21 protein-coding genes, 1 tRNA gene and 1 other RNA gene are annotated in these 19796 nt (G+C 71.1%); 21 read left to right on the forward strand and 2 right to left on the reverse strand.

Features of this window, described 5'->3' with window-relative positions; translation table 11 throughout:
- Window positions 1–54 precede the first annotated feature (54 nt).
- The 3 genes from ACFYMM_RS32925 to ACFYMM_RS32935 all read left to right on the forward strand — a co-directional run bounded on the left by ACFYMM_RS32925 (window position 55) and on the right by ACFYMM_RS32935 (window position 1570).
- Window positions 55–303 carry a hypothetical protein gene (locus ACFYMM_RS32925; protein WP_388393481.1) on the forward strand — a complete coding sequence of 83 codons (249 nt, stop codon included), beginning with the start codon at window positions 55–57 and terminating at the stop codon, window positions 301–303.
- Entirely contained in the window at window positions 300–701 is a 402-nt protein-coding gene (locus ACFYMM_RS32930) for a DNA-binding protein (protein ID WP_388393317.1), read from the forward strand. The genes ACFYMM_RS32925 and ACFYMM_RS32930 overlap by 4 nt, the downstream gene beginning before the upstream one ends.
- Window positions 702–1240: 539 nt before the next feature.
- A complete protein-coding gene (locus tag ACFYMM_RS32935) occupies window positions 1241–1570 on the forward strand; it encodes a hypothetical protein (RefSeq protein ID WP_388393320.1) in 330 nt (109 codons plus the stop codon).
- A 233-nt stretch (window positions 1571–1803) separates the two neighbouring features.
- On the opposite strand, the gene ACFYMM_RS32940 is transcribed toward ACFYMM_RS32935, so the two are convergent.
- On the reverse strand, window positions 1804–2160 hold the full coding sequence (locus ACFYMM_RS32940; RefSeq protein ID WP_388393323.1) for a hypothetical protein: 357 nt from the start codon (window positions 2158–2160) through the stop codon (window positions 1804–1806).
- A gap of 1247 nt (window positions 2161–3407) precedes the next feature.
- On the opposite strand from ACFYMM_RS32940, the gene ACFYMM_RS32945 reads away from it, so the two are divergent.
- The 14 genes from ACFYMM_RS32945 (at window position 3408) to ACFYMM_RS33010 (ending at window position 13178) form a co-directional block, all read left to right on the forward strand.
- Window positions 3408–4262, forward strand: a complete 855-nt coding sequence (locus ACFYMM_RS32945) for a helix-turn-helix domain-containing protein (protein WP_388393484.1) — start codon at window positions 3408–3410, stop codon at window positions 4260–4262.
- Window positions 4263–4359: 97 nt separating this feature from the next.
- Window positions 4360–4749, forward strand: coding sequence for an ATP-binding protein (locus ACFYMM_RS32950; protein WP_388393326.1), 390 nt, complete (start codon window positions 4360–4362; stop codon window positions 4747–4749).
- A 175-nt stretch (window positions 4750–4924) separates the two neighbouring features.
- A complete protein-coding gene (locus ACFYMM_RS32955) occupies window positions 4925–5776 on the forward strand; it encodes a sigma-70 family RNA polymerase sigma factor (protein WP_388393329.1) in 852 nt (283 codons plus the stop codon).
- Window positions 5773–6594, forward strand: coding sequence for an integrase (locus tag ACFYMM_RS32960; RefSeq protein WP_388393332.1), 822 nt, complete (start codon window positions 5773–5775; stop codon window positions 6592–6594). The genes ACFYMM_RS32955 and ACFYMM_RS32960 overlap by 4 nt, the downstream gene beginning before the upstream one ends.
- 163 nt (window positions 6595–6757) lie before the next feature.
- Complete coding sequence (locus tag ACFYMM_RS32965) at window positions 6758–7105, forward strand: hypothetical protein (protein WP_388393334.1); 348 nt, start codon at window positions 6758–6760, stop codon at window positions 7103–7105.
- Between the two features lie 5 nt (window positions 7106–7110).
- Entirely contained in the window at window positions 7111–8478 is a 1368-nt protein-coding gene (locus tag ACFYMM_RS32970; RefSeq protein WP_388393336.1) for an FtsK/SpoIIIE domain-containing protein, read from the forward strand.
- Window positions 8479–8562: 84 nt separating this feature from the next.
- Complete coding sequence (locus ACFYMM_RS32975; protein ID WP_388393338.1) at window positions 8563–8775, forward strand: hypothetical protein; 213 nt, start codon at window positions 8563–8565, stop codon at window positions 8773–8775.
- A gap of 24 nt (window positions 8776–8799) precedes the next feature.
- On the forward strand, window positions 8800–9504 hold the full coding sequence (locus ACFYMM_RS32980) for a DUF2637 domain-containing protein (protein WP_388393340.1): 705 nt from the start codon (window positions 8800–8802) through the stop codon (window positions 9502–9504).
- A 13-nt stretch (window positions 9505–9517) separates the two neighbouring features.
- On the forward strand, window positions 9518–9697 hold the full coding sequence (locus tag ACFYMM_RS32985) for a mobile element transfer protein (RefSeq protein ID WP_073889547.1): 180 nt from the start codon (window positions 9518–9520) through the stop codon (window positions 9695–9697).
- A 15-nt stretch (window positions 9698–9712) separates the two neighbouring features.
- On the forward strand, window positions 9713–9868 hold the full coding sequence (locus ACFYMM_RS32990) for a hypothetical protein (RefSeq protein WP_388393342.1): 156 nt from the start codon (window positions 9713–9715) through the stop codon (window positions 9866–9868).
- A 20-nt stretch (window positions 9869–9888) separates the two neighbouring features.
- Complete coding sequence (locus tag ACFYMM_RS32995) at window positions 9889–10194, forward strand: SpdD-like protein (RefSeq protein ID WP_388393345.1); 306 nt, start codon at window positions 9889–9891, stop codon at window positions 10192–10194.
- A 103-nt stretch (window positions 10195–10297) separates the two neighbouring features.
- Entirely contained in the window at window positions 10298–11677 is a 1380-nt protein-coding gene (locus ACFYMM_RS33000) for a replication initiator (protein WP_388393348.1), read from the forward strand.
- Window positions 11677–11916, forward strand: coding sequence for an excisionase family DNA-binding protein (locus ACFYMM_RS33005; RefSeq protein WP_388393350.1), 240 nt, complete (start codon window positions 11677–11679; stop codon window positions 11914–11916). Before ACFYMM_RS33000 ends, ACFYMM_RS33005 begins: the two co-directional genes overlap by 1 nt.
- Before the next feature lie 11 nt (window positions 11917–11927).
- Entirely contained in the window at window positions 11928–13178 is a 1251-nt protein-coding gene (locus ACFYMM_RS33010) for a tyrosine-type recombinase/integrase (RefSeq protein ID WP_388393352.1), read from the forward strand.
- Window positions 13179–13245: 67 nt separating this feature from the next.
- Here the strand turns inward: ACFYMM_RS33010 and ACFYMM_RS33015 are convergent.
- Window positions 13246–13333 (reverse strand) — tRNA-Ser (locus ACFYMM_RS33015).
- A 73-nt stretch (window positions 13334–13406) separates the two neighbouring features.
- Between ACFYMM_RS33015 and ffs the strand changes: the two genes are divergently transcribed.
- From ffs to ACFYMM_RS33035, 4 genes are all read left to right on the forward strand, one after another.
- Window positions 13407–13503, forward strand: an RNA gene (ffs, locus tag ACFYMM_RS33020) — signal recognition particle sRNA small type.
- 90 nt (window positions 13504–13593) lie between these two features.
- Window positions 13594–15900: a DNA polymerase III subunit gamma and tau gene (locus ACFYMM_RS33025; RefSeq protein WP_388393354.1), complete on the forward strand. Its 2307-nt coding sequence runs from the start codon at window positions 13594–13596 to the stop codon at window positions 15898–15900.
- Window positions 15901–15996: 96 nt separating this feature from the next.
- Window positions 15997–17250 (forward strand): phosphoribosylamine--glycine ligase, encoded by a 1254-nt coding sequence (purD, locus tag ACFYMM_RS33030; RefSeq protein ID WP_388393358.1) that lies wholly within the window; start codon window positions 15997–15999, stop codon window positions 17248–17250.
- A 301-nt stretch (window positions 17251–17551) separates the two neighbouring features.
- Window positions 17552–19789 carry a hypothetical protein gene (locus ACFYMM_RS33035; protein WP_388393486.1) on the forward strand — a complete coding sequence of 746 codons (2238 nt, stop codon included), beginning with the start codon at window positions 17552–17554 and terminating at the stop codon, window positions 19787–19789.
- Window positions 19790–19796 lie beyond the last annotated feature (7 nt).

Below are 19796 nucleotides of genomic sequence, written 5' to 3' on the forward strand. Positions count from 1 at the left end.
CCGACTCCGGAAACAGAGAGCAGGCAGCGCGCATACCGCAGTATGCTTACAGCTATGGCTGACACCACACGCATCACGGTGACACTCCCCACCGAGCAGGTGGCGGAGCTGAAGAAGATCACGGACAACATTTCCGGCTACGTGGCTGAAGCGGTCGCCAGACAGATCCGGCACCAGCTTCTGGGGGCCGACCTGCGCAGGCACGCAGACGAGCACGGGGCCTTCAGTGAGGAAGAGCTGGCCGAGGCGCGGGCGCGGATCTTCGGCACGACGCAGGCCGCCGGTGGCGCGAGCGCTGCGTGAGCGGACACATCGAGACTGTCGTCCTGGACAGCGAGGGCTTGTCGGCCTGGGTGGCGCAGGATCGGAAGGTTCTGGCGATGTTCCAGGTGTTCCACGACATGGGAGCGGACCTCGTCGTCAGCGCCAACACGATCGTGGAGGTGAGCCACACCAGGGTGAACCTGCCCAGACTGCAATGGGCGCTCTCCCGGGTCAAGGTGGAGCCGGTCACGGAGGCAGCGGCCAGGGCGGCGGCGCAACTGCTCAAGAGCGTCGGCCTGCACGGACACAAGTACGCGATCGACGCCACCGTCGCCGAAGCGGCCATGCGTCAGCCTGGCCCGGTCGCCGTCCTCACGTCGGATATCGATGACCTGACCCGGCTGTGCGGCAGCAAGGTCCGGATGATCGGGCTATGACCGCGACATCGTCCCTAGACCATGGACAGATCCGCGTGGATCCGCAGAAACCAGAGTCGCCGCAGGTCAGCCCGCGATGGGTGAATAAGGCATCGACAGATGCGGGGGCATGACCGTGTTCGGTGTCAAAACCCCTCAGGGTCTGCGCTGGTCGACCTGTGGGACCTGAGCGTGCGCCTTGCCTGCTTGAGGATGTGTCCTGAATGTCGCCTATAAATGCAACCGAAACTGCAACCAGGGCATGCCGAAGAGTCGGACCGCCAGGTGCGGTCCGACTCTTCGTTTCGCCTGTTCAGGCGGCTGCGGAGGATACGAGATTCGAACTCGTGAGGGGTTGCCCCCAACACGCTTTCCAACTGTGGTGGTGTCTCACGTGGCCGCGTACGGTTCCGTTCACCTGCGTTCATGGCCGTCGGTCGCGGGAGCGGCTACGGGCTACGGTCTCGTCTGAACGGTCGTGAACGGCGCTGAATGAGACGGAAACTGAGACGGAGGGCGGGGCCGGCCTCGTTAGCATCGGTGCTGCTGAAGGGGGAGACATGGCACTGGTCCGCAAGGGATCACGACGGATCGATGTTGACGGCACGCCCTACCGCTGGCGGCTGCGAGGCAGGCCGACGTACTCCCAGGGGCTGGCCTGGTCGCCGTGCACGTTCGCGGTCGAGCATGCGGACACCCCGGGAGCGACGCTCGTGGTCACCACCGATCAGCCGCATCCGAGCAACTGGATCGGTCGCGAGGCTGAGCCGGTATTGCCGTCCCTCGTTGCCGCGGCTGTGTGGGTTGCCCTGCGTGAGGGTTGGACTCCGACGGCTCCGGGCTCCGCGTTCCACCTCGACCAGTCCGCCGGCTTCACAGCCTCGCTTTGACGCGGAGAGCACCGCTTTAGGAGCGAGGCTGGTTGGCTACCGGGGTGACCTGCGGATTCCCGGCCTTGGGTGCTGGCCGGCGGTATCGCCCTAGCGAACCCTGGTTCCCCGTGAGTCCCCGTGCGTTCTGGCACGAGAGTGGCACGTCCCAGAGACCGTGCCATGACCTCTGTCGATGAGAACTACGGGCACTATGGCCGTCGAGGCCGCTTGAGCCGGTCACCGGGCCTACACTACGAGACCTGATAGTTGATCCTGAATGATAGGTTGCTGGCCCAGTCGATGTTGAGCCAGAAATCTACAAACCCTGGTCCGGGAACGACGTTGCTGACTTGCATGCGAGCAAATCCCCTCATGGGGAACGCTCCCGAACTGTCGAATCCCAGCTCGGTAATTGACGCAACAACAACGCTGTCGCGGTTAACGGTTGAGTCGTTAGACCTGAACCACGTTTGGCCGTGGGTGCTTCCGGTTACGACCCGAGCTGCGTGCGTAAAGCCTCCCGCTGGTGCAGTCCGCTCTTGTGCCGTTGCGGGCTCGGCCGTTGCGGTCATCGCTTCTGCCGCAGCCTCTTCGAATGTCTTGCTCATGGGAATCTCCCGTCAGTGACAATCATTTGACGTCTGCCTCGCCGCCCGGAAATGGGCAATGCTGCGCCATTGGCCTGCGGAGATAGGGGTGATGGGCTGCTCGGCCTGCTTTGTGACGTCCCCGTCGGGTCGAGTCCGGCACTGAACGGCTCTGCGGCCCGCGCTCCTGTCCGCAACTTCTCCCCTTCAAAGGCTAGCCAATCGTCGGGTGGTACGCCATTCGAGTGAGTGCTGTCTGTCTTGTGCTGCACCACTCCGGCCTCTTTTCGTCAACTTCAGTTGAGAATAAGGGTGTTGAGCCAAGCGGGCGTTTCACGTGAAACCACCACTCGGTGAGCGTGGCCACGGGTCGGGGGAGAGAGTTTGAGGTCTGGTGATCTGTGGGGCGAGAGCATGAAAGGGGGCTATTACACTTGATCCAATGGAGAGGGTCATTGATCCTCACCGTGCGAAGCAGGCACTCGGCCCCCTTTCTTGCTCTCGGAGGGGCCCCACAGGTCAGCAGACCTTAAAGTCTCGGAGCGACCACCTCGGCCCCGACGGTCCCTTCCCGCCACGGATCGCAGGGTCCAACGAAGCCCTCAGCCGTCGCGTACCTGTTTTGAGTTCAAAGCGTCTGTTGGTCCGTAGCGGATCACGCGTGCGGGCCTGTGGGTAATGCCGTCTCCCCCAGGTCGGGCCTGGTGGCTGTGGGGACAAGGGTGGGGATCAGGCTTGGTCCGGTGCATCGGCCCTTTGGCGGGCCAGAGTGTGAAGCGTGATCGCCCCCGGGTTGTTAAGTGTGGCGCGGGGCCGGGGCCGGGGCGCGCGGGCCGAAGGCAGGAGCGAAGCCCCGAGTCCCGAGGTCCGCGCCGGCCCGCAGTGCGGGCCTGTGGGGTGCGATCTACGCGGCGACGGCCGGAGCCGATAGGGACAGCGCGATCGGATGGCCGAAGGTCAAGAGCCCCCAACGTGTCGCCTGTGCCGCTGTAGGCCTGCGGCCGGGGGGGCTGAGGCGTAGCCCTGAGGGGCTGCGAAGCATGGGGGAGCTGAGGTTCTTTGCGGTTGCTGTCGAGTCCTGTTCTCCCAAGTGCGCGACGGCTGAGGGCTTCGTTGGACCCTGCGAGCTGTGGCTGCGGGACCACTCCCCCGCCCAACGGGCGGGGGCTTGAACCAGTAGAGAAACTTTGAATCACGCGCGGGGCTGTTGTTGATCAACGTGGCCTACGCACCCAGTGTCTGCCGCCTCGTGGTGTAGAACCCTGAGCATGGGGAGTGAACGGCGGGAACGGATGAGGGCGCTTGGTGCGCGTCTTCGTGAGCTCCGATCAGGGGCCGGTCTGACGGGGGCGGTGCTGGCGCAGCGTGCCGGTGTGGGGCAGCCGACCGTGTCCAAGGTGGAGACCGGGCGCATGGTGCCGAGCCTTGACGTGCTCGACCGGCTTTCACGTGCCCTCGGACTCGACGAGTCGACCGCCCATGAGGTGCGTGACCTCCTGGCCGCCGTAGCGACTGCCGCAGACTCCGAGGAATCGGCGGTCGGTGCAACTCCGGTCGCCGGTACAACCGTCGACGAAGAAGTTCGCTCCGCTCGCCTGGTGCGGTCGTTCCAGTGCGTTGTTCTGCCAGCCATGCTCCAGAGCGCGGAGTACGCCCGGCACGTCTTCGAGAGCGCGCCGAACTCGACACCTGAGGCGGTCGGCCGTGCTGTCGCTGCCCGTGTGGAGAGGCAGAGCGTGTTGTACGAGCCGGGGCGGGAGTCGCTGTTCGTACTGACGGAAGCCGTGTTGCGGACGTGGCCGGGGACCTCGGCGCTGATGCTCGCTCAGTTCGACCGGCTGCTGGCTGTCGAGAGTCTGAGCACGGTACGACTCGGGGTCATTCCTTGGCGTCGGCCGGTGCCGGTGCTGCCTCGTCACGGGTTCACCTTGTGTGACCGGCGGGCGGTCGTGGTCGAGACGTTCGCCGGTGAGCGGGTGTCGGTCGACTCCGCCGAGGTGGCCGCGTACGAGGAGACGTTCAGTCGCTTCGAGCAGGCCGCGGTCTTCGGTGCCGAGGTGCGGGAGCTGCTGTTGCAGGTGATGAAGGAGTTCCGCGACCTGGGAGACACCGTCACCCCTTAGAGGAATAATTCCTCTAGATGCCTAGCCGATGGGTCACGCATGGGAATACTCTGCCGCTGCGCTGTCTAGCCCCCTAGACGAACTGAGGTGTTCTCCCATGCTCTCCAAGTGGTGCCGTGCCTTCCCCGGCTTTGCCGAGGAGGTGGCCCATGCCCGTCACTTCGTCGCCTCCCTGCTTGCCGAACGGGGACCCGTCGACGACGCCGTCCTGGTCGTGAGTGAGCTCGCGACCAATGCCGTGCGCCACTCGCTGAGCGGCGCGGCCGGCGGCTGGTTCCTCGTCGTCGTCGGTTTCGGTGATGACCGCGTGCGGATCGAAGTGGTCGACCAGGGCGGCGAACGGGTGCCGCACCTGTGCGACGTGACCAGTCAGGAGGAGGGCGGTCGCGGGCTGGTGCTGATCGCTGGCTGCGCGAAGGACTGGGGCGTGAAGAACTGGCCCGACGGTCGTTCCGTGTGGGCCGACCTAGCACGGGAGGGTGTGTGACTGCGCTCCGCTCCACGGTGGCCCTCGCCTGCCCTCCGGGTGGTGAAGGGTGAGCCCTCGGGGCGTGCCTCGGCGGCGGAGCCGGTTCTTCGTGATCGGTGTTCGTACGGGTCAGCGTCTCCCGCCCATACCGTCTAGGGCCCTAGACTCCTGGTTACTGCTAGGAGGTGAGGTCATGGCGGACGAGCTGCAGCGGATCACGGCGATCGATGATCCGTACCTGCTCCTGCGCGAGGTCACGACCCGGTTGGCCGACGCACAGCAAGAGGTGACCGAGCTGGCTCGCCTCCGTCGGCGTGTGGTGCAGGACCTGCATGCCCAAGGGCTGTCGTACGCACAGATCGCGGCAAAGGCGGGTCTGAGCCGCGGGCGGATTCACCAGATCCGGCATACCGGGCCGGCGCCGGAAGGGGCCTTCCTCGGCCGGGGCGCAGTCACGGTTGCGACTCCGCTGCGGCGGGACGACGAACGCGGGCGGACGGTCGTAGCCGTGGACGATGTCAGCTCCGGCAAGCGGCTGGAGGACCTGGCGCGGTCGTACGGGCTCGACGTTGCCTCGGAGCACGTCCCGGTCACCGGTGAGATCGACCTCAACCGAGACGGTCTGATCGTCGTCTGCGGTCCGCGCATGTCTCAGGAGATGTGGGACACCTACGCGCAAGACCCGGTACTGCACTGGGAGCGTGCTGAAGACGGTCCCTGGACAGTGGTGGACCGGCGGACCGGGGCCGTGCACCGGTCGGGACAGGACGGCGAACCGGCACGCCCGTATGACGTCGGATACCTCGGCAGACTGTCCCGCCCGGACGGCAAGGGTTCGCTACTGGCCCTCGCCGGTATCCACACACAAGGTTCCCTGGGTGTCGTGCAGTTGCTCGCCAACGACCTGAACACGCTCTGGGGGCAAGTAGGCGATCACCGGTTCTCCACGCTGGTGGGTGTGGAGTACGACCCGGAGACCAGCGAACCGCAGTCCGTCGAACTGCTCTGTCCCCTGTACCGGCACGACGAGGACACGACGGCGTGAGGGTCGCCCTTTCCACGCTGCCCGCCGACCCCGACCGGGACAACGAGGACTTCGCCGCCGCCGCCCCCAGTGCGGCCGTGCTCCTCGACGGTGCCGGCGTCGGCGGGGCCGAAACCGGGTGCACGCACGGCGTCGCCTGGTTCTCCTCGACGCTGGGCAGCCTGCTGTTGCGCGGCAGCACGGCGCATCCCGCCCGGCCGCTCGCCGACTGTCTGGCCGACTCGATCGGCCTCGTCCGGTCCCTGCACGAGGACAGTTGCGACCTCGCTTACCGGGCCAGCCCGACCAGTACGGTCGTCTGCGCCCGGGTCGGAGCGGGAGCTCTGGAATACCTCGTTCTCGGCGACTCCTCCCTGCTCCTCGCCGAGAAGGACGGCGGTACAGCCGTCGTCACGGACCGGCGCCTGGATGAGGTCGGCAAGCGGCTGCGCGGGCCGGTGGACGCGCTGCCTACCGGTTCGCCCGAACACTCCGCCGCGCTCGCCGATTACCGCAACGCCCTGACGGGGCTCCGCAACCGACCGGGCGGCTTCTGGATCGCCGGCCCCGATCCGCGGGCGGCCGAACACGCCCTGACGGGGTCGGTGCCGCTCGATTCGCTGGCATCCGTGACGCTGCTGAGCGACGGCGCGACGCGCCTCGTCGACCGCTTCGAACTCGCCGACTGGCAAGAGGTGTTGACCGTCCTCGGCTCCTTCGGGCCGGATGAGCTGATCAGCCGCGTGCGCGACGCCGAGGACGGCGATCCTGACGGTCGGCGCTGGCCGCGCGGCAAGGCGCACGACGACGCGACCGTCCTCCACTGGGTGCTCTCGTAGCGCGCTCCGCGCGGCGGCACTGAGACACGTTCGTATACCCCCCTAGACAGTTGACGGGTCGTCGGTTACCTTTGTCGTCAACCCCCCTAGACAGTTAGGGCGGGCCCCTCCTTGCACTGTCTAGGGGGGTATCCAACTCCACCAACCCAGTGAGGTTCAGAAAATGCGTGTGATCCCCGTGGACACCTCGGCCGCGACGCTCCTCGTCACCAAGCTGCCCGAGGTCAAGGTGAAGGACCGGCAGACCGGTGAGGTCGCCGTGGACCCGGTGACCAACCAGCGGCTCATGACGCTGGAGCTGGTGTTCATCGCGGCCGGCGGCTCCGACATGATCAAGGTCACCGTTCCCGAACAGGGCATCGGCGAGGGCCTGGTGATGGGCGCCCCGGTCATCCTGTCCGGCCTGATGGCCCGGCCCTGGGAGAGCGAGTTCGGTGGGCGTGCCCGACACGGCATCGCCTACCGGGCCGACGCCGTCATGGTCAACGCCCCGGCTCCGGTGCAGGGCTGATCGCCATGGCCGACACCGTCCGGGTGCTGGTGCCCGTCCTGCTGGTCCTGGTCGCGCTGTTGGTGGTGCGCCGCCGTATGCCGGTGGTGTTCTGGTGGCTGGTCGGGTATCCGGTCGTCGCGCTGCGGGTGCTCGTCTCGTACCGGGCGACGATGGACGCCTGCGGCCTGACGGTCCCGGCCTCGGCGGTTCGTCGGGCCACCGCCCGGATGATGGGGCGGCAGGCGGCCCCGGTACCGCCTCGTCACTCGTTCCCGCTGCCGACCGGGTCCGGGCTCGTGATGCGGCTGCGCATGGCGGCCGGGCAGGCGCCCGAGGACTTCACCGCCTCCGCCGACCGACTGCGGCACGCCTGGGGCGCTCACGCCGTGCACATCCGTCCCACCAAGCCGGGGCGGCTCGAACTGCGGCTGATCGGCTGGGACGTGCTCGCCGACGTACGGCCCGCCCGGCGCCGGCTGGCGGCCGATCCGCTCTGTCTGCCGCTGGCGCTGCGGGAAGACGGCGACTGGCACGTGCGGGACTTTCGCACCGTGCCGCACGAACTGATCCTCGGCGCCACCCAGTCCGGCAAATCCGTCTACCTGCGCAACCTGCTGTGCGGCCTGGCCCGGCAACGGGTCGTGCTCGTCGGCATCGACTGCAAATGGGGTGTCGAACTGACCCCGTTCGCACCCCGCCTGTCCGCCCTCGCCGACAACCCCGATCGCGCGAACGAACTTCTCGACGCGCTGCTGGAGGAGATGGAGGCCCGGTTCCGCCTCATCGGGCTCCGTAGCGGGGCCGGTTCGGACGCTGTTCTCACCTCGGACGTGTGGGGGCTGCCGGAAGCGGTGCGGCCGGTGCCGGTCGTGGTCGTCGTCGACGAGGTCGCGGAACTCTTCCTCGCCGCGGGCAAGGACGACGAGAAGCGGCGGGACGCCATGGTCACCAAGCTCATCCGCCTCGCCCAGCTCGGCCGCGCGGCCGGCATCTACCTGGAGGTGTGCGGGCAGCGCTTCGGCTCCGAACTCGGCAAGGGCGCCACCATGCTGCGCGCTCAGCTGACCGGCCGCATCTGCCACCGCGTCAACGACGAGTCGTCGGCGAACATGGCGCTGGCCGACATCTCCCCTGAGGCGGCCCTGGCCGCCACCTCCATCCCGGCCGAACGGCCCGGCGTCGCGGTCGTCGGTGACTCGTCCGGCGGCTGGTCCCGCGTCCGCTCCCCTCACCTGACCCTCGACGACGCGGCGGCCGTCTGCCGTGCCACCGCCGCCCTGGTGCCGGAACTGCCCCGGCTCGACTCCTTCCGGCCCGCCGTCGCCGTCGAATCGGCCAGGCCGTCCCCTTCCGCCGCCGGTGTGCCCACCGCTCGCCCGGTGACCGAGTAGCCGTACCCCCGCTCACTACGGCCGGCGTGACCGCCTCGCGCCACGTCCCTACCCGGCCCATGCCCAAAACCGAAAGGAAGCGCCATGTCACGCCCCTCCGTCGCCGAAGTGAGCGCGCTCATCGCCGACCTGGCTGAGCTCCGTCAGAACCGCACCTGTGGCGAGTACGCCGCGCCGATGGAACGGAAGGCGGAGCTGCTGGAGCGCATCGCGGCTCACACGCCTGGCGACGCCGAAACCGCCGAGGTGGCATGCCTCGCCCGTGAGCGTGCCGATGCGCTCAACTCCGCCAACTGACAGCCCGGAAGGGAAGCCGAGCTGATGCGTGCCCACCTGGTCCGCGTGGACGCCGTGATCGTGCAGGCCGTCATCGCGGGTGCCCTGTCCTTCTCCCACCTGCACGACCTCGCCTCTGCGGCCGGACAGGGCGGCTGGAAGGCATGGGCCTACCCCGTCAGTGTCGACCTGCTGCTGGTCGCCGCCTGGCGCCGCATGCGCCAGTCACAGCGAGCGGGGCAGGCGGCCGGGGGCCCACGGATGTGGTTCCTGGTGGCCCTCGCCGCATCCCTCGGCGCCAACGTCGCCACCGCCGGACTCCTCGACCTGGACCACGTTCCCGCCTTGCTCCGCGTCGTCGTGGCGGGCTGGCCCGCCGTCGCCTTCTTCGGCGGCACGCTCCTGGCCCACGCACCGCACACCCCGGAAGCGCCGGCAGCCCCGGCCACCTTGACCCCGGCCACGGAGCCGCACCCGGCCCCGGCCGCCGTCGACACGTCCTATCAGGACGCGCTCCCGGCGCCGCCCACCGACACCGAACCCGCTCCCGAGGTCGCTGCAGAACCGGCCGCCACCCCGGCCCCGGCGCCCGCTCCCGCCGTCGCCCTGCCGCCCGCCCTCGTCGACCGCGTCCGGGCCCTCGCCGACGAATACCGCTCGACCACCGGCAGCCCCGCCGACCCCGACGCCGTCCGCGCCCGGCTCGGCCTGCCGCCGTCCATGACCGCATCCGTCGCCGCTCACCTCTGAGAGGAGCACCACTATGCACCGCCGCTTCCGCAACGTCCGCCGCATCGGCCCCGTGAATGTCGCCTCCTACCTCGACCGCGGCAAGAACCGTCACCTGGCCGCCTGCACCGCGCCCCGCTGCGACTTCTCCGCCGAGTACGACAGCCGCGCCGCCGCCGAACTCGCCGCCCGCACCCACCGCTGCTCCGCCTGACAGGAGACCACCGCAATGGACGTTCCGCTCTGGCTCGCCCTGCTCTGCATCGGGGTCCTGGGAGTCAAGCTCATCCGCCCGCCCTGGTGGCTCATCGCCGCCCTCCTCCTCGGCGGCTACCTCCTCGCCGACAGCCTGCTGGCCCCCGTCAGCAACTCCCTCATCAAGTAACCCGAGAAAGGAGACCCGCCATGTTCCAGCCGAAGATCCCGACCATGCCCCAGCCGACCGGCCTGGTCGCCCCGCCCGCCGCCGTCGAGCCGACCACCGTCACCCTGGCCACGCAGACTTCCTCGCCGGCCCCCGTCGCTCCGTCGCCGTCCCGCCCGGCTGTCCAGCTCAGCCCCGGCACGGTGCTCGCCCTCGTCGGCGGCGGCACCGCCGTGGTCCTGGTCGTCGGCGCCGTCCTGGTCTCCATGCTCCTCGCCGTCACTGTCACCGCCGCCTCGATCGCCGTCTGCGCCGTCGTCGTCCGCTCCCTCCTCACCCGCCGCTGACTCCTCGGCTCAGCCCGCCCGGCCTGCCCACACTGTCTAGCCCCCTCGACGGACAGGCCGGGTGCCCGCCCCAAACGCCCGCACCGCAAGGAGGAACCCGCACATGCACGCCCCGGCTCCCCTCGGAGTCACCCGCCACCTGACGGCCCTCGCCCGGTACAGCGACCTCAGCGCCTACGCCCGGCAGATCCAGCGCCTGGGCGGCTGCGAGCAACCAGTACGGATGGAGGGCCATCGCCTGGACGTTCACGCCGCCACGGGCGAAGTCGTCCGGGAGATCGTCGGCTCCAGCCTTCCGGCCGGACAACTCCTCATCCGCTGCAACAACCGCCGGGCTACCCGGTGCGCCGCCTGCGCCGAGGTCTACCGCAAAGACACCTTCCACCTGGTCACGGCCGGACTGAGCGGCGGCAAGGGCATCGGCCCCGCCGTCGCCGGGCACCCGCGCGTCTTCGCCACCTTCACCGCCCCCTCCTTCGGCCCCGTCCACAACCGGCCCTCCGGCGGCCGGTGCCGCTGCGGGAGCTCCCACCCGGACGACGACTCCGCCCTCGGTACGCCGCTCGACCCGGACCGCTACGACTACCGCGCGGCCGTCCTGTGGAACGCGCACGCAGGTGCCCTCTGGGCCCGCTTCACCACCTACCTGCGCCAGCAGATCGCTTCCCGGGCGGGTATCGGCCGCTCCGCGCTGCGCGACTGCCTCAAGGTCTCGTACGCCAAGGTCGCCGAGTACCAGCGGCGCGGCGCCGTCCACTTCCACGCCGTCATCCGCCTCGACGGCCCGGACGGCGCCGAGGACTCACCGCCGGCCTGGGCCACAACAGAACTTCTGGCCGACGCGATCCGCTCGGCGGCTCGCCTCGCCGAGGCCCCCGGCCCCGTCCTCGACGGGCGCTCGTACGCCTTCCGCTTCGGCGAACAGCTGGACATCCGCCCCATTCGCTCCGTCGACTTCGCGGGCACGTCAGAGCTCTCCAGCCGGGCTGTGGCTGCCTACATCGCCAAGTACGCCACCAAGGGCGCCGAGACCGCGGGCACCTTGGACCGCCCCGTCCGCAACCCGATCACCGACCTGATCGGCTCCGGCGTCACCGACCACGCCCGGCAACTGATCCTCACCTGCTGGCACCTCGGCACGCTCTCCGAACTCGAGGAACTGCGCCTGCGCAAGTGGGCCCACATGCTCGGCTTCCGCGGCCACTTCTCCACCAAGTCCCGCGCCTACTCCGTCACCCTCAGCGCCCTCCGCCAAGAACGCGCCGACCACAACGAAGCCCTCGCCCGTGAACGCGCGGCAGAAGCCGGCCACCCGCTGCCCGACCCGGACACCGTTCTCGTCCTCTCGCACTGGCGCTTTGCCGGAACGGGCTGGACGGACGCGGAACGCTTCGTCGCCCACGGTGCCCCGCCACCCGACGCCGTCGGGCCGTCCGCCACTTCCGCCGTTCCTGTCCTCGATTCGATGGGAGACCTCGCCTGATGACCACGCTGACAGCGGTTCGCCCGGCGGTCCTCGACGAGACCACCACCGACCCCGCCTTGGTGTTGCTGACCGTCGAAGAGGCCGCGCGACGGCTCCGGATCGGTCGTACGACGTGCTTCCGGCTCGTCATGTCCGGCGAGATCGAGTCCGTGACCGTGGGGCGGCTGCGGCGGGTTCCGGTCGACGCCCTCTCTGCGTACGTGGCGAAGCTGCGGCGCCCGGCCGCCGTCGCGTAAGGGGAGACGACATGGCAGAGCAGAAGCGCACTCGCCAGCCCAACGGAGCCTCCTCGATCTACCTCGGCAACGACGGTAAGTGGCACGGCCGGGTGACGGTCGGCGTTCGTGACGACGGCAAGCCCGACCGCCGTCACATCGAGCGGAAGACCAAGGCCGAGGTGACCAGGGCCGTCCGTGAGATGGAGCGGGCGCGGGACGACAAGAAGCTCGGGAAGCCGGGGCAGAGCTGGACGCTCAAGGCCTGGCTTGAGCACTGGGTCGAGAACATCGCCAAGCCGTACGTCTCCGAGAACACGTACGACGGGTACGAGGTCGACGTGCGCGTGCACCTGGTGCCCGGCCTCGGTGCCCACAAGCTCGACCGCCTGGAGCCCGAGCACTTGGAGCGCTTCTACCGGAAGATGCAGGACTCCGGGAGCTCCGCCGGCACCGCACACCACGTCCACCGGACGATCCGGGTCGCCCTCGGTGAGGCGGTGCGGCGCGGACACGTCCCGACCAATGCAGCGGAGATCGCCAAGGCGCCCCGGCTCGAAGAAGAGGACATCGAGCCGTACACGATCGAAGAGGTTCAGAGCCTGCTCGTCGAAGCGGCCAAGCTCCGGAACAGTGCCCGATGGGTCGTCGCCCTGGCGCTCGGCCTGCGGCAAGGGGAAGCGCTCGGGCTGCACTGGGAGGACGTCGACCTCGCCGCGGGATACGTCCGCATCCGCAAGAACCGGCTGCGCCCCAAGTACGCGCACGGCTGCGGCGGCGACCCGTGCGGCCGGAAGGCGGGCTACTGCCCCAAGCGGGAGCAGACCCGGCGCGAGCACAAGTCCACCAAGTCCCGGGCCGGACGGCGCACCATCGGCCTGCCCGACCCGCTGATCAAGATCCTGCGCCAGCATCGGGAAGCCCAGGAGCGGGAGCGGATCGCGGCCGGCGCCGACTGGGAGGGCAAGGGGTACGTCTTCGCCTCACCGACCGGTGGGCCGCTGAGCCCGAACACCGACTTCCACGTCTGGAAGCGCCTGCTCCGGGACGCCGGTGTCCGGGACGGCCGTCTGCACGACGCTCGTCACACCGCCGCGACGGTCCTCCTGATCCTCGGTGTCCCGGACGTCGTGATCGACTCGATCATGGGATGGGAGCCCGGGGGAGCGGCCCGGATGCGCGCGCGGTACATGCATGTGACGGGAGTCATGCTCCGCAAGGTCGCCCAGCAGGTCGGCGACGCGCTCTGGACGCCTCCCGGCTCCGAGGAAAAAACCGACTGAGACGGACAACGACGAAGGGCCCCACCGCAAGCGGTGGGGCCCTTCGACATCGTGCCCGGTGAGGCACTGGCGGAGGATACGAGATTCGAACTCGTGAGGGGTTGCCCCCAACACGCTTTCCAAGCGTGCGCCCTAGGCCTCTAGGCGAATCCTCCGCCGGAAACATTACATGACCGAGGGGAGTGCTCGCGAACTCGTTCCCGGTCGGGGCGATCAGGTAGGCTGGGGCTCAGCCCCTCACGCGGCGCTATCTGACTGAACTCCCCCAGGGCCGGAAGGCAGCAAGGGTAAGTCGGCTCTGGCGGGTGCGTGAGGGGTCTTCTGCATTCCGGGGGGGAATCGGCGGTGCGCGGGCCCGGCGGGGGTGGGATCGGGGCGGTCCGTGTTGTCAGTGGGCGCCTATAACCTCGTAAGCGTGTCGTCTCTCGCGCTGTACCGCCGCTATCGCCCGGAGTCGTTCGCCGAGGTCATCGGGCAGGAGCATGTCACCGACCCGTTGCAGCAGGCGCTGCGGAACAACCGGGTCAATCACGCGTACCTGTTCAGCGGGCCGCGCGGATGCGGGAAGACGACCAGCGCGCGGATTCTCGCCCGGTGCCTGAACTGCGAGCAGGGGCCCACGCCGACGCCGTGCGGGGAGTGCCAGTCGTGCCGGGACCTGGCGCGCAACGGGCCCGGTTCCATCGACGTCATCGAGATCGACGCCGCTTCGCACGGTGGTGTGGACGACGCCCGTGAGCTGCGCGAGAAGGCGTTCTTCGGGCCCGCCGGCAGCCGGTACAAGATCTACATCATCGACGAGGCCCACATGGTCACGTCGGCCGGGTTCAACGCGCTGCTCAAGGTCGTCGAGGAGCCGCCGGAGCATCTGAAGTTCATCTTCGCCACCACCGAGCCCGAGAAGGTCATCGGGACCATCCGGTCGCGCACCCACCACTACCCGTTCCGGCTCGTGCCGCCGGGCACGCTGCGCGACTACCTCGGCGAGGTGTGCCAGAAGGAGGACATCCCCGTCGAGGACGGGGTGCTTCCCCTGGTCGTGCGCGCCGGCGCGGGCTCCGTACGTGACTCCATGTCCGTCATGGACCAGCTGCTCGCCGGTGCCGGTGAGCACGGTGTGACCTACGCGATGGCCACCTCGCTCCTCGGCTACACCGACGGGTCGCTGCTCGACTCGGTGGTGGAAGCGTTCGCCACGGGGGACGGGGCAGTCGCGTTCGAGGTCGTCGACCGGATCATCGAGGGTGGCAACGACCCCCGGCGGTTCGTCGCCGACCTGCTGGAGCGGCTGCGGGACCTGGTGATCCTGGCCGCCGTCCCGGACGCCGTCGACAAGGGACTCATCGACGCTCCCGCCGACGTCCTCGAACGCATGCAGGCCCAGGCCGGCACCTTCGGCGCCGCCGAACTGAGCCGTGCCGCCGACCTCGTCAACGAGGGCCTGACCGAGATGCGCGGCGCCACCTCCCCCCGCCTCCAGCTCGAACTCATCTGCGCCCGCGTCCTGCTCCCCGCGGCCTACGGCGACGAGCGCTCCGTCATGGCCCGCCTCGACCGGCTGGAGCGCGGCGTCGACTTCACGGGCGCGGGCGGCGCACCCGCGATGGGTTACGTCCCCTCTCCCGACGCCCACCTGCCCGCAGCCGCGCCCGCGCCGTCCGGCGGCGCCCGGATCGCGCCCGGCGGCGGGGCCGCCGCGGCGCGGGCGGCTGTGCGTGGCGGCGGCCCGGGGACACTCGCGGCGCCGGCGGCCCCCGCGGCATCCGGACCGTCCGCGACGCCCCCCGCACCGGTGGCGCCGACGGCTCCGGGGCCCGCTGCGGCGGCATCTCCGGCTCCTACGGCCCCCGCGCCCGCGCCCGCCGAACCGACCCCGGCAGCCGCCCCCGCCCAGGCCCCCGGTGCCTGGCCCACCGCCGCCCCCGTCGGCAGCGGCCGGCGCACCGGCGGCTGGCCCACGTCCACTCCGGCGGGCGGCGGACCGGCGAGTGCCCCGGCCCCCGCGCAGGCCCACACCGAGCCACAGGCACCCGCCCCCGCCCAGGGACAGCCCCAGCCGCCCCGGCCCCAGGCTTCAGCGCCTTCCCCCTCCCCGGCCTCCGCCGGCGGCCTCGACCCCCGCATGCTCTGGCCGAACATCCTGGAGGCGGTCAAGAACCGCCGCCGCTTCACCTGGATCCTGCTCAGCCAGAACGCCCAGGTCACCGGTTTCGACGGCACGACCCTCCAACTCGGCTTCGTCAACGCGGGTGCCCGGGACAACTTCACGAGCAGCGGCAGCGAGGACGTACTGCGGCAGGCCCTGGGTGAGCAGTTCAACGTGCAGTGGAAGATCGAGGCGGTCGTCGATCCCTCGGGCGGTTCCGCACCCCCGCCCGGCACCGGGTCCCCCGGCTTCGGAGGGGGCGGAGCGGGTGGCGGGTACGGCGGCTCCGGCGGCGGTGGCGGGACTGGTGGCGGCGGTTACGGCGCTCCTGCCGCCCCCCGCCCCGCGGCCCCCCAGCCGGCCGCGCCCACTTCCCCGGGCCCCCAGGGCAACGCCTCCCCGGCAGCCGCCCCCGCCCCGCGCCCCGCCGCCCCGGAACCGCCGCCCCCGGTCGCACCCGAGGACGACACCCCGGAGGACGACGACCCCGACCTCGACGAGTCGGCCCTCTCCGGCCACGAACTCATCGTGCGGGAGCTGGGCGCGACGGTGGTCGAGGAGTTCTCCAACGAGTAGGAGGACCTGGAGGATCCCACAACCTCAGGACCTGGAGGATCCCACAACCTCCCCGCCCCCCGCCCCTCGGCGGGAACGCCAGCTAGGCTGACCCCCGTGAAGGTCCTCGTCATCGGCAGCGGCGCCCGCGAACACGCCCTGTGCCGCTCCCTGTCCCTCGACCCCGACGTCACCGCGCTGTACTGCGCCCCCGGCAACGCAGGTATCGCCGAGGTCGCCGAGCTGCGCCGGGTCGACGCCCTGGACGGCAAGGCCGTGGCCGCGCTGGCCACGGAACTCGACGCAGGGCTGGTCGTCGTCGGTCCCGAGGCCCCGCTGGTCGCCGGGGTGGCCGACGCCGTTCGCGAGGCGGGCGTCCCCGTGTTCGGCCCCTCCCGGGAGGCCGCGCTGCTGGAGGGTTCCAAGGCCTTCGCCAAGGACGTGATGGCGGCGGCCGGTGTCCCGACCGCACGGTCGTACGTCTGCGCGAGCGCCGACGAGGTGGCCGAGGCCCTCGACGCCTTCGGCGCGCCCTACGTCGTCAAGGACGACGGTCTCGCCGCCGGCAAGGGCGTCGTCGTGACCGACGACATCGAGGTGGCGAAGGCCCACGCTGCGGAGTGCGAGCGGGTCGTCATCGAGGAGTTCCTCGACGGTCCCGAGGTGTCGCTCTTCGCGATCACCGACGGCGTGACGGTCGTCCCGCTCCAGCCCGCGCAGGACTTCAAGCGCGCCCTGGACGGCGACGAGGGACCGAACACCGGCGGCATGGGCGCGTACTCCCCGCTGCCGTGGGCCGACCCGAAGCTGGTGGAGGAGGTCCTGCAGAGCGTCCTGCAGCCCACCGTCGACGAGATGCGTCGACGCGGGACCCCGTTCTCCGGGCTGCTCTACGCCGGTCTCGCGATCACCGGCCGGGGCGTGCGGGTCATCGAGTTCAACGCCCGCTTCGGCGACCCCGAGACCCAGGTCGTCCTGGCCCGCCTGCGCACCCCGCTGGTCGGCGTGCTGCTGGCCGCGGCGAACGGCACCCTCGCCGATCTGGCGCCCTTGCGCTGGAGCGACGACGCCGCCGTCACCGTGGTCGTCGCCTCGCACAACTACCCCGGCACCCCGCGCACCGGCGACCCGATCACCGGCCTCGACGAGGTGGCCGCCGAGGACGCCCCGCACGCCTACGTCCTGCACGCCGGGACCAGGCTCGACGGTGACGCGGTCGTCAGCGCGGGCGGGCGTGTGTTGTCCGTCACGGCGGTCGGCGAGGATCTGGGCCAGGCGCGGGAACGGGCGTACCGGGCGGTGGACCGGATCCGCCTGGACGGTTCCCAGCACCGCACGGACATCGCGGCGAAGGCGGCCGCAGGCGCCTGACCAGTCCCCATACGACCTCCCCCGGCCCAAGGGCCGCCCTCAGGGCCCCGGACGAAAATCCGGGGCCTGATCCTTGCTGTCCGTCCTCCACCTCTGACCAAAGCCATTCCATCGAGTGACCGGTGCCGTATCCGGGTGACGGGGGCCCGAGCCCCAACTAGGGTGCCGCGCAAGCGTTCCGGCACTTGGCCCACCGGCATTGCGATGTCAGTGGCGGGTGCCACAGTGGGGGAGTGAGCAACGCCAGGACAGCCCGAGGACCGCAGGGAGGGGGTGAGGTCCGCTCGTGACCGGAATCGGCATGGAGGCAGGCGCGCAGGCCGCGCGCTCCCGGGCCCTCGCCGTACTGCGCGTGCGCGGTCGGGCGCTGGGCGTGGCCGTCCTGCCCGCGGCGGCCGCGGTGATCCTGCTCTCCGGCGGTTCGACCGGCCATTTCGCCGGCCCCGACTGGGATGTGGCGCGGTGGGCGGTGAGCGCGCTCGCCCTGTTGGTGCTGCTGGTCGCGGCCGGTATCGGTCTGGTCGTGGCCCGCGCCCGCCCGGCGGTGACGCCGACGGTCCCGGTGCCGGAGGAGTCCGCCCCGGATCTGTACCGGATGGTGCGTGATCTGGCCGAGCGCCTGGACGTCCCGGTGCCCTCCGCCATAGCGCTCACCCCGGACTGCGACAGCTGGCTGGAGGACCGTACGCATCCGGCCCACGGGCCGCCCGCGCCCAAGGCCTTCGACGAGATAACGGGACCCGGCCGGCGCGCCCAGCGGCGCACCGTCACCGCGCCCGTCCTGGTCATCGGCTCGCCGTTCCTGTGGTGGATGCGCGTGGGCGAGCTGCGGGCGGTCCTCGCCCCGGTCGTCGCGGGCACGGGCCCCTCGGCGCACCCCGACATAGCCGCCGCGCGCCGCTTCGTACGGGGGCTGGACGCGGCGGTGGCCGTAGCCGCGACGCCCGGCCGCTGCCCGCTGACCAGGGGTGTGTGCGCGGGGCTCGGCTGGGTGGCCCGGCTGCTGCTGCGCGGTTGCCGGGAGCATGCCGCGCAGATGGAGCGCGGGGTCGCGGCGGCGGCGGCCGAGCGTGCACAGGCTGTGGACTACGGGCTGCGGATCGTCGCCCAGGAGCAGGTCGGGCTGGCGTACGCGGGCTGGGACCGGTTGCTGACCCGGGTGGCGCTGCCGGCCTGGCGGATGGGCCGCTGGCCGTCGCGGCTGGACGCGGGTGTCGTCGCCGCGCTCACCGAGCTGTCCCGGCGGGACCGTCTGGCCGAGGGGTTCGCCTCGCGGCTGGGTGAACGCCCCGCCTGCGACCTGCTGGAGGAGCCCGGCGCGATCGACGAGGCCGCTTCCCTGCTCGCCGCCCGCCTCTTCCACGGCGGCCCCGCCGAGCCGGGTCCCGACTGGGCGCCGGTGGGCTGGCAGGAGTACCCGGAGGAGGTCGTGGACCGCACCTGGCGCACGGATGCGGCCCGCCTCCACCGCGTCCTCGACTCCCTCGGCGTCCGCACCACCCCGGACCCCGCCGACCCCGGCCCCGGAGGCCCCACCCTGGCCCGCGTCATGGACCACCTGACAGACCCCCACCGCCCGCCACCGGCGCCCGCCCATGACACGGCAACCGGCCACTCCGCCGCCCGGCCCCCCGAGCCGAAGCCCACCGGCCCCGCGACCGGCGACGCAGCCCCCGGCCCGGCCGCCGCGCCGGGCAGGGCAGCCGAACAGGCCGCCGACGCCCAGGCCCCCGTCCCGGAGCCCACCGGCCCGGCCGATCCGACCACCACCCGCGCCACGGCCGCCGCGCCGGGCAGGGCAGCCGAACAGGCCGCCGACGCCCAGGCCCCCGTCCCGGAGCCCACCGGCCCGGCCGACCCGACCACCACCCGCGCCACGGCCCCAGCCCACGACACGGCAACCGGACACACCACCGCCGCGCCGGCCCCCGACTCGGCGCCCGTGGGGCCCGCTGGCCGCAGCGCGGGTGACGGCGCCGACGCCCCCGCAGCAGCGCGCGCCGACGCCCCCAGCACCGCCCCCCAGGACGCCCCCGCCCGCACCGCCAACTCCCCGCACCCCGGTGCCGGCGTCGATGACCCCGACGCCCACAACCCCCGCAGCGTCGCCCTGGCCGCAGGGCTCAGTGCCGAGTTGGCTCGTGAGGAGGCCGGTGCCGTACCGAAGGCCGCTGATCCGGGGCGGAACCCGGACACGGCGGCTTCCGCCCCGGCCGCGCCGGTCCCCGCGTCGGCCGCCCCCACGCCCCTCTGGGACGACTGCGTTCTGCCCCTCTTCCCCCTCCAGCCCCCGCGCGGCCCCCGGGAGTTGCTCGCCGATCACGTCACGGCGATGGTGTGCTGCGCCGCCGTGGACACGGCCGGGGCGGTGCCGGGGCTGGACTGGCTCGACGGCCCCTCCCTCCTGCTGCACGGTGAGAGAGCGGCCGATCTCACCCCGAGGGTCCTCAGCCTCGTGGAGGACGGGGACCCCGGGCCGCTGAGGGCCTGGCTCGCGGCCACGGGCATACGCCCGGAGAAGCCGGTGCGGCTCGTCTGACCCGCCC

This window comes from Streptomyces sp. NPDC006739 (assembly GCF_042869815.1).
Classification (GTDB): Bacteria; Actinomycetota; Actinomycetes; order Streptomycetales; family Streptomycetaceae; genus Streptomyces.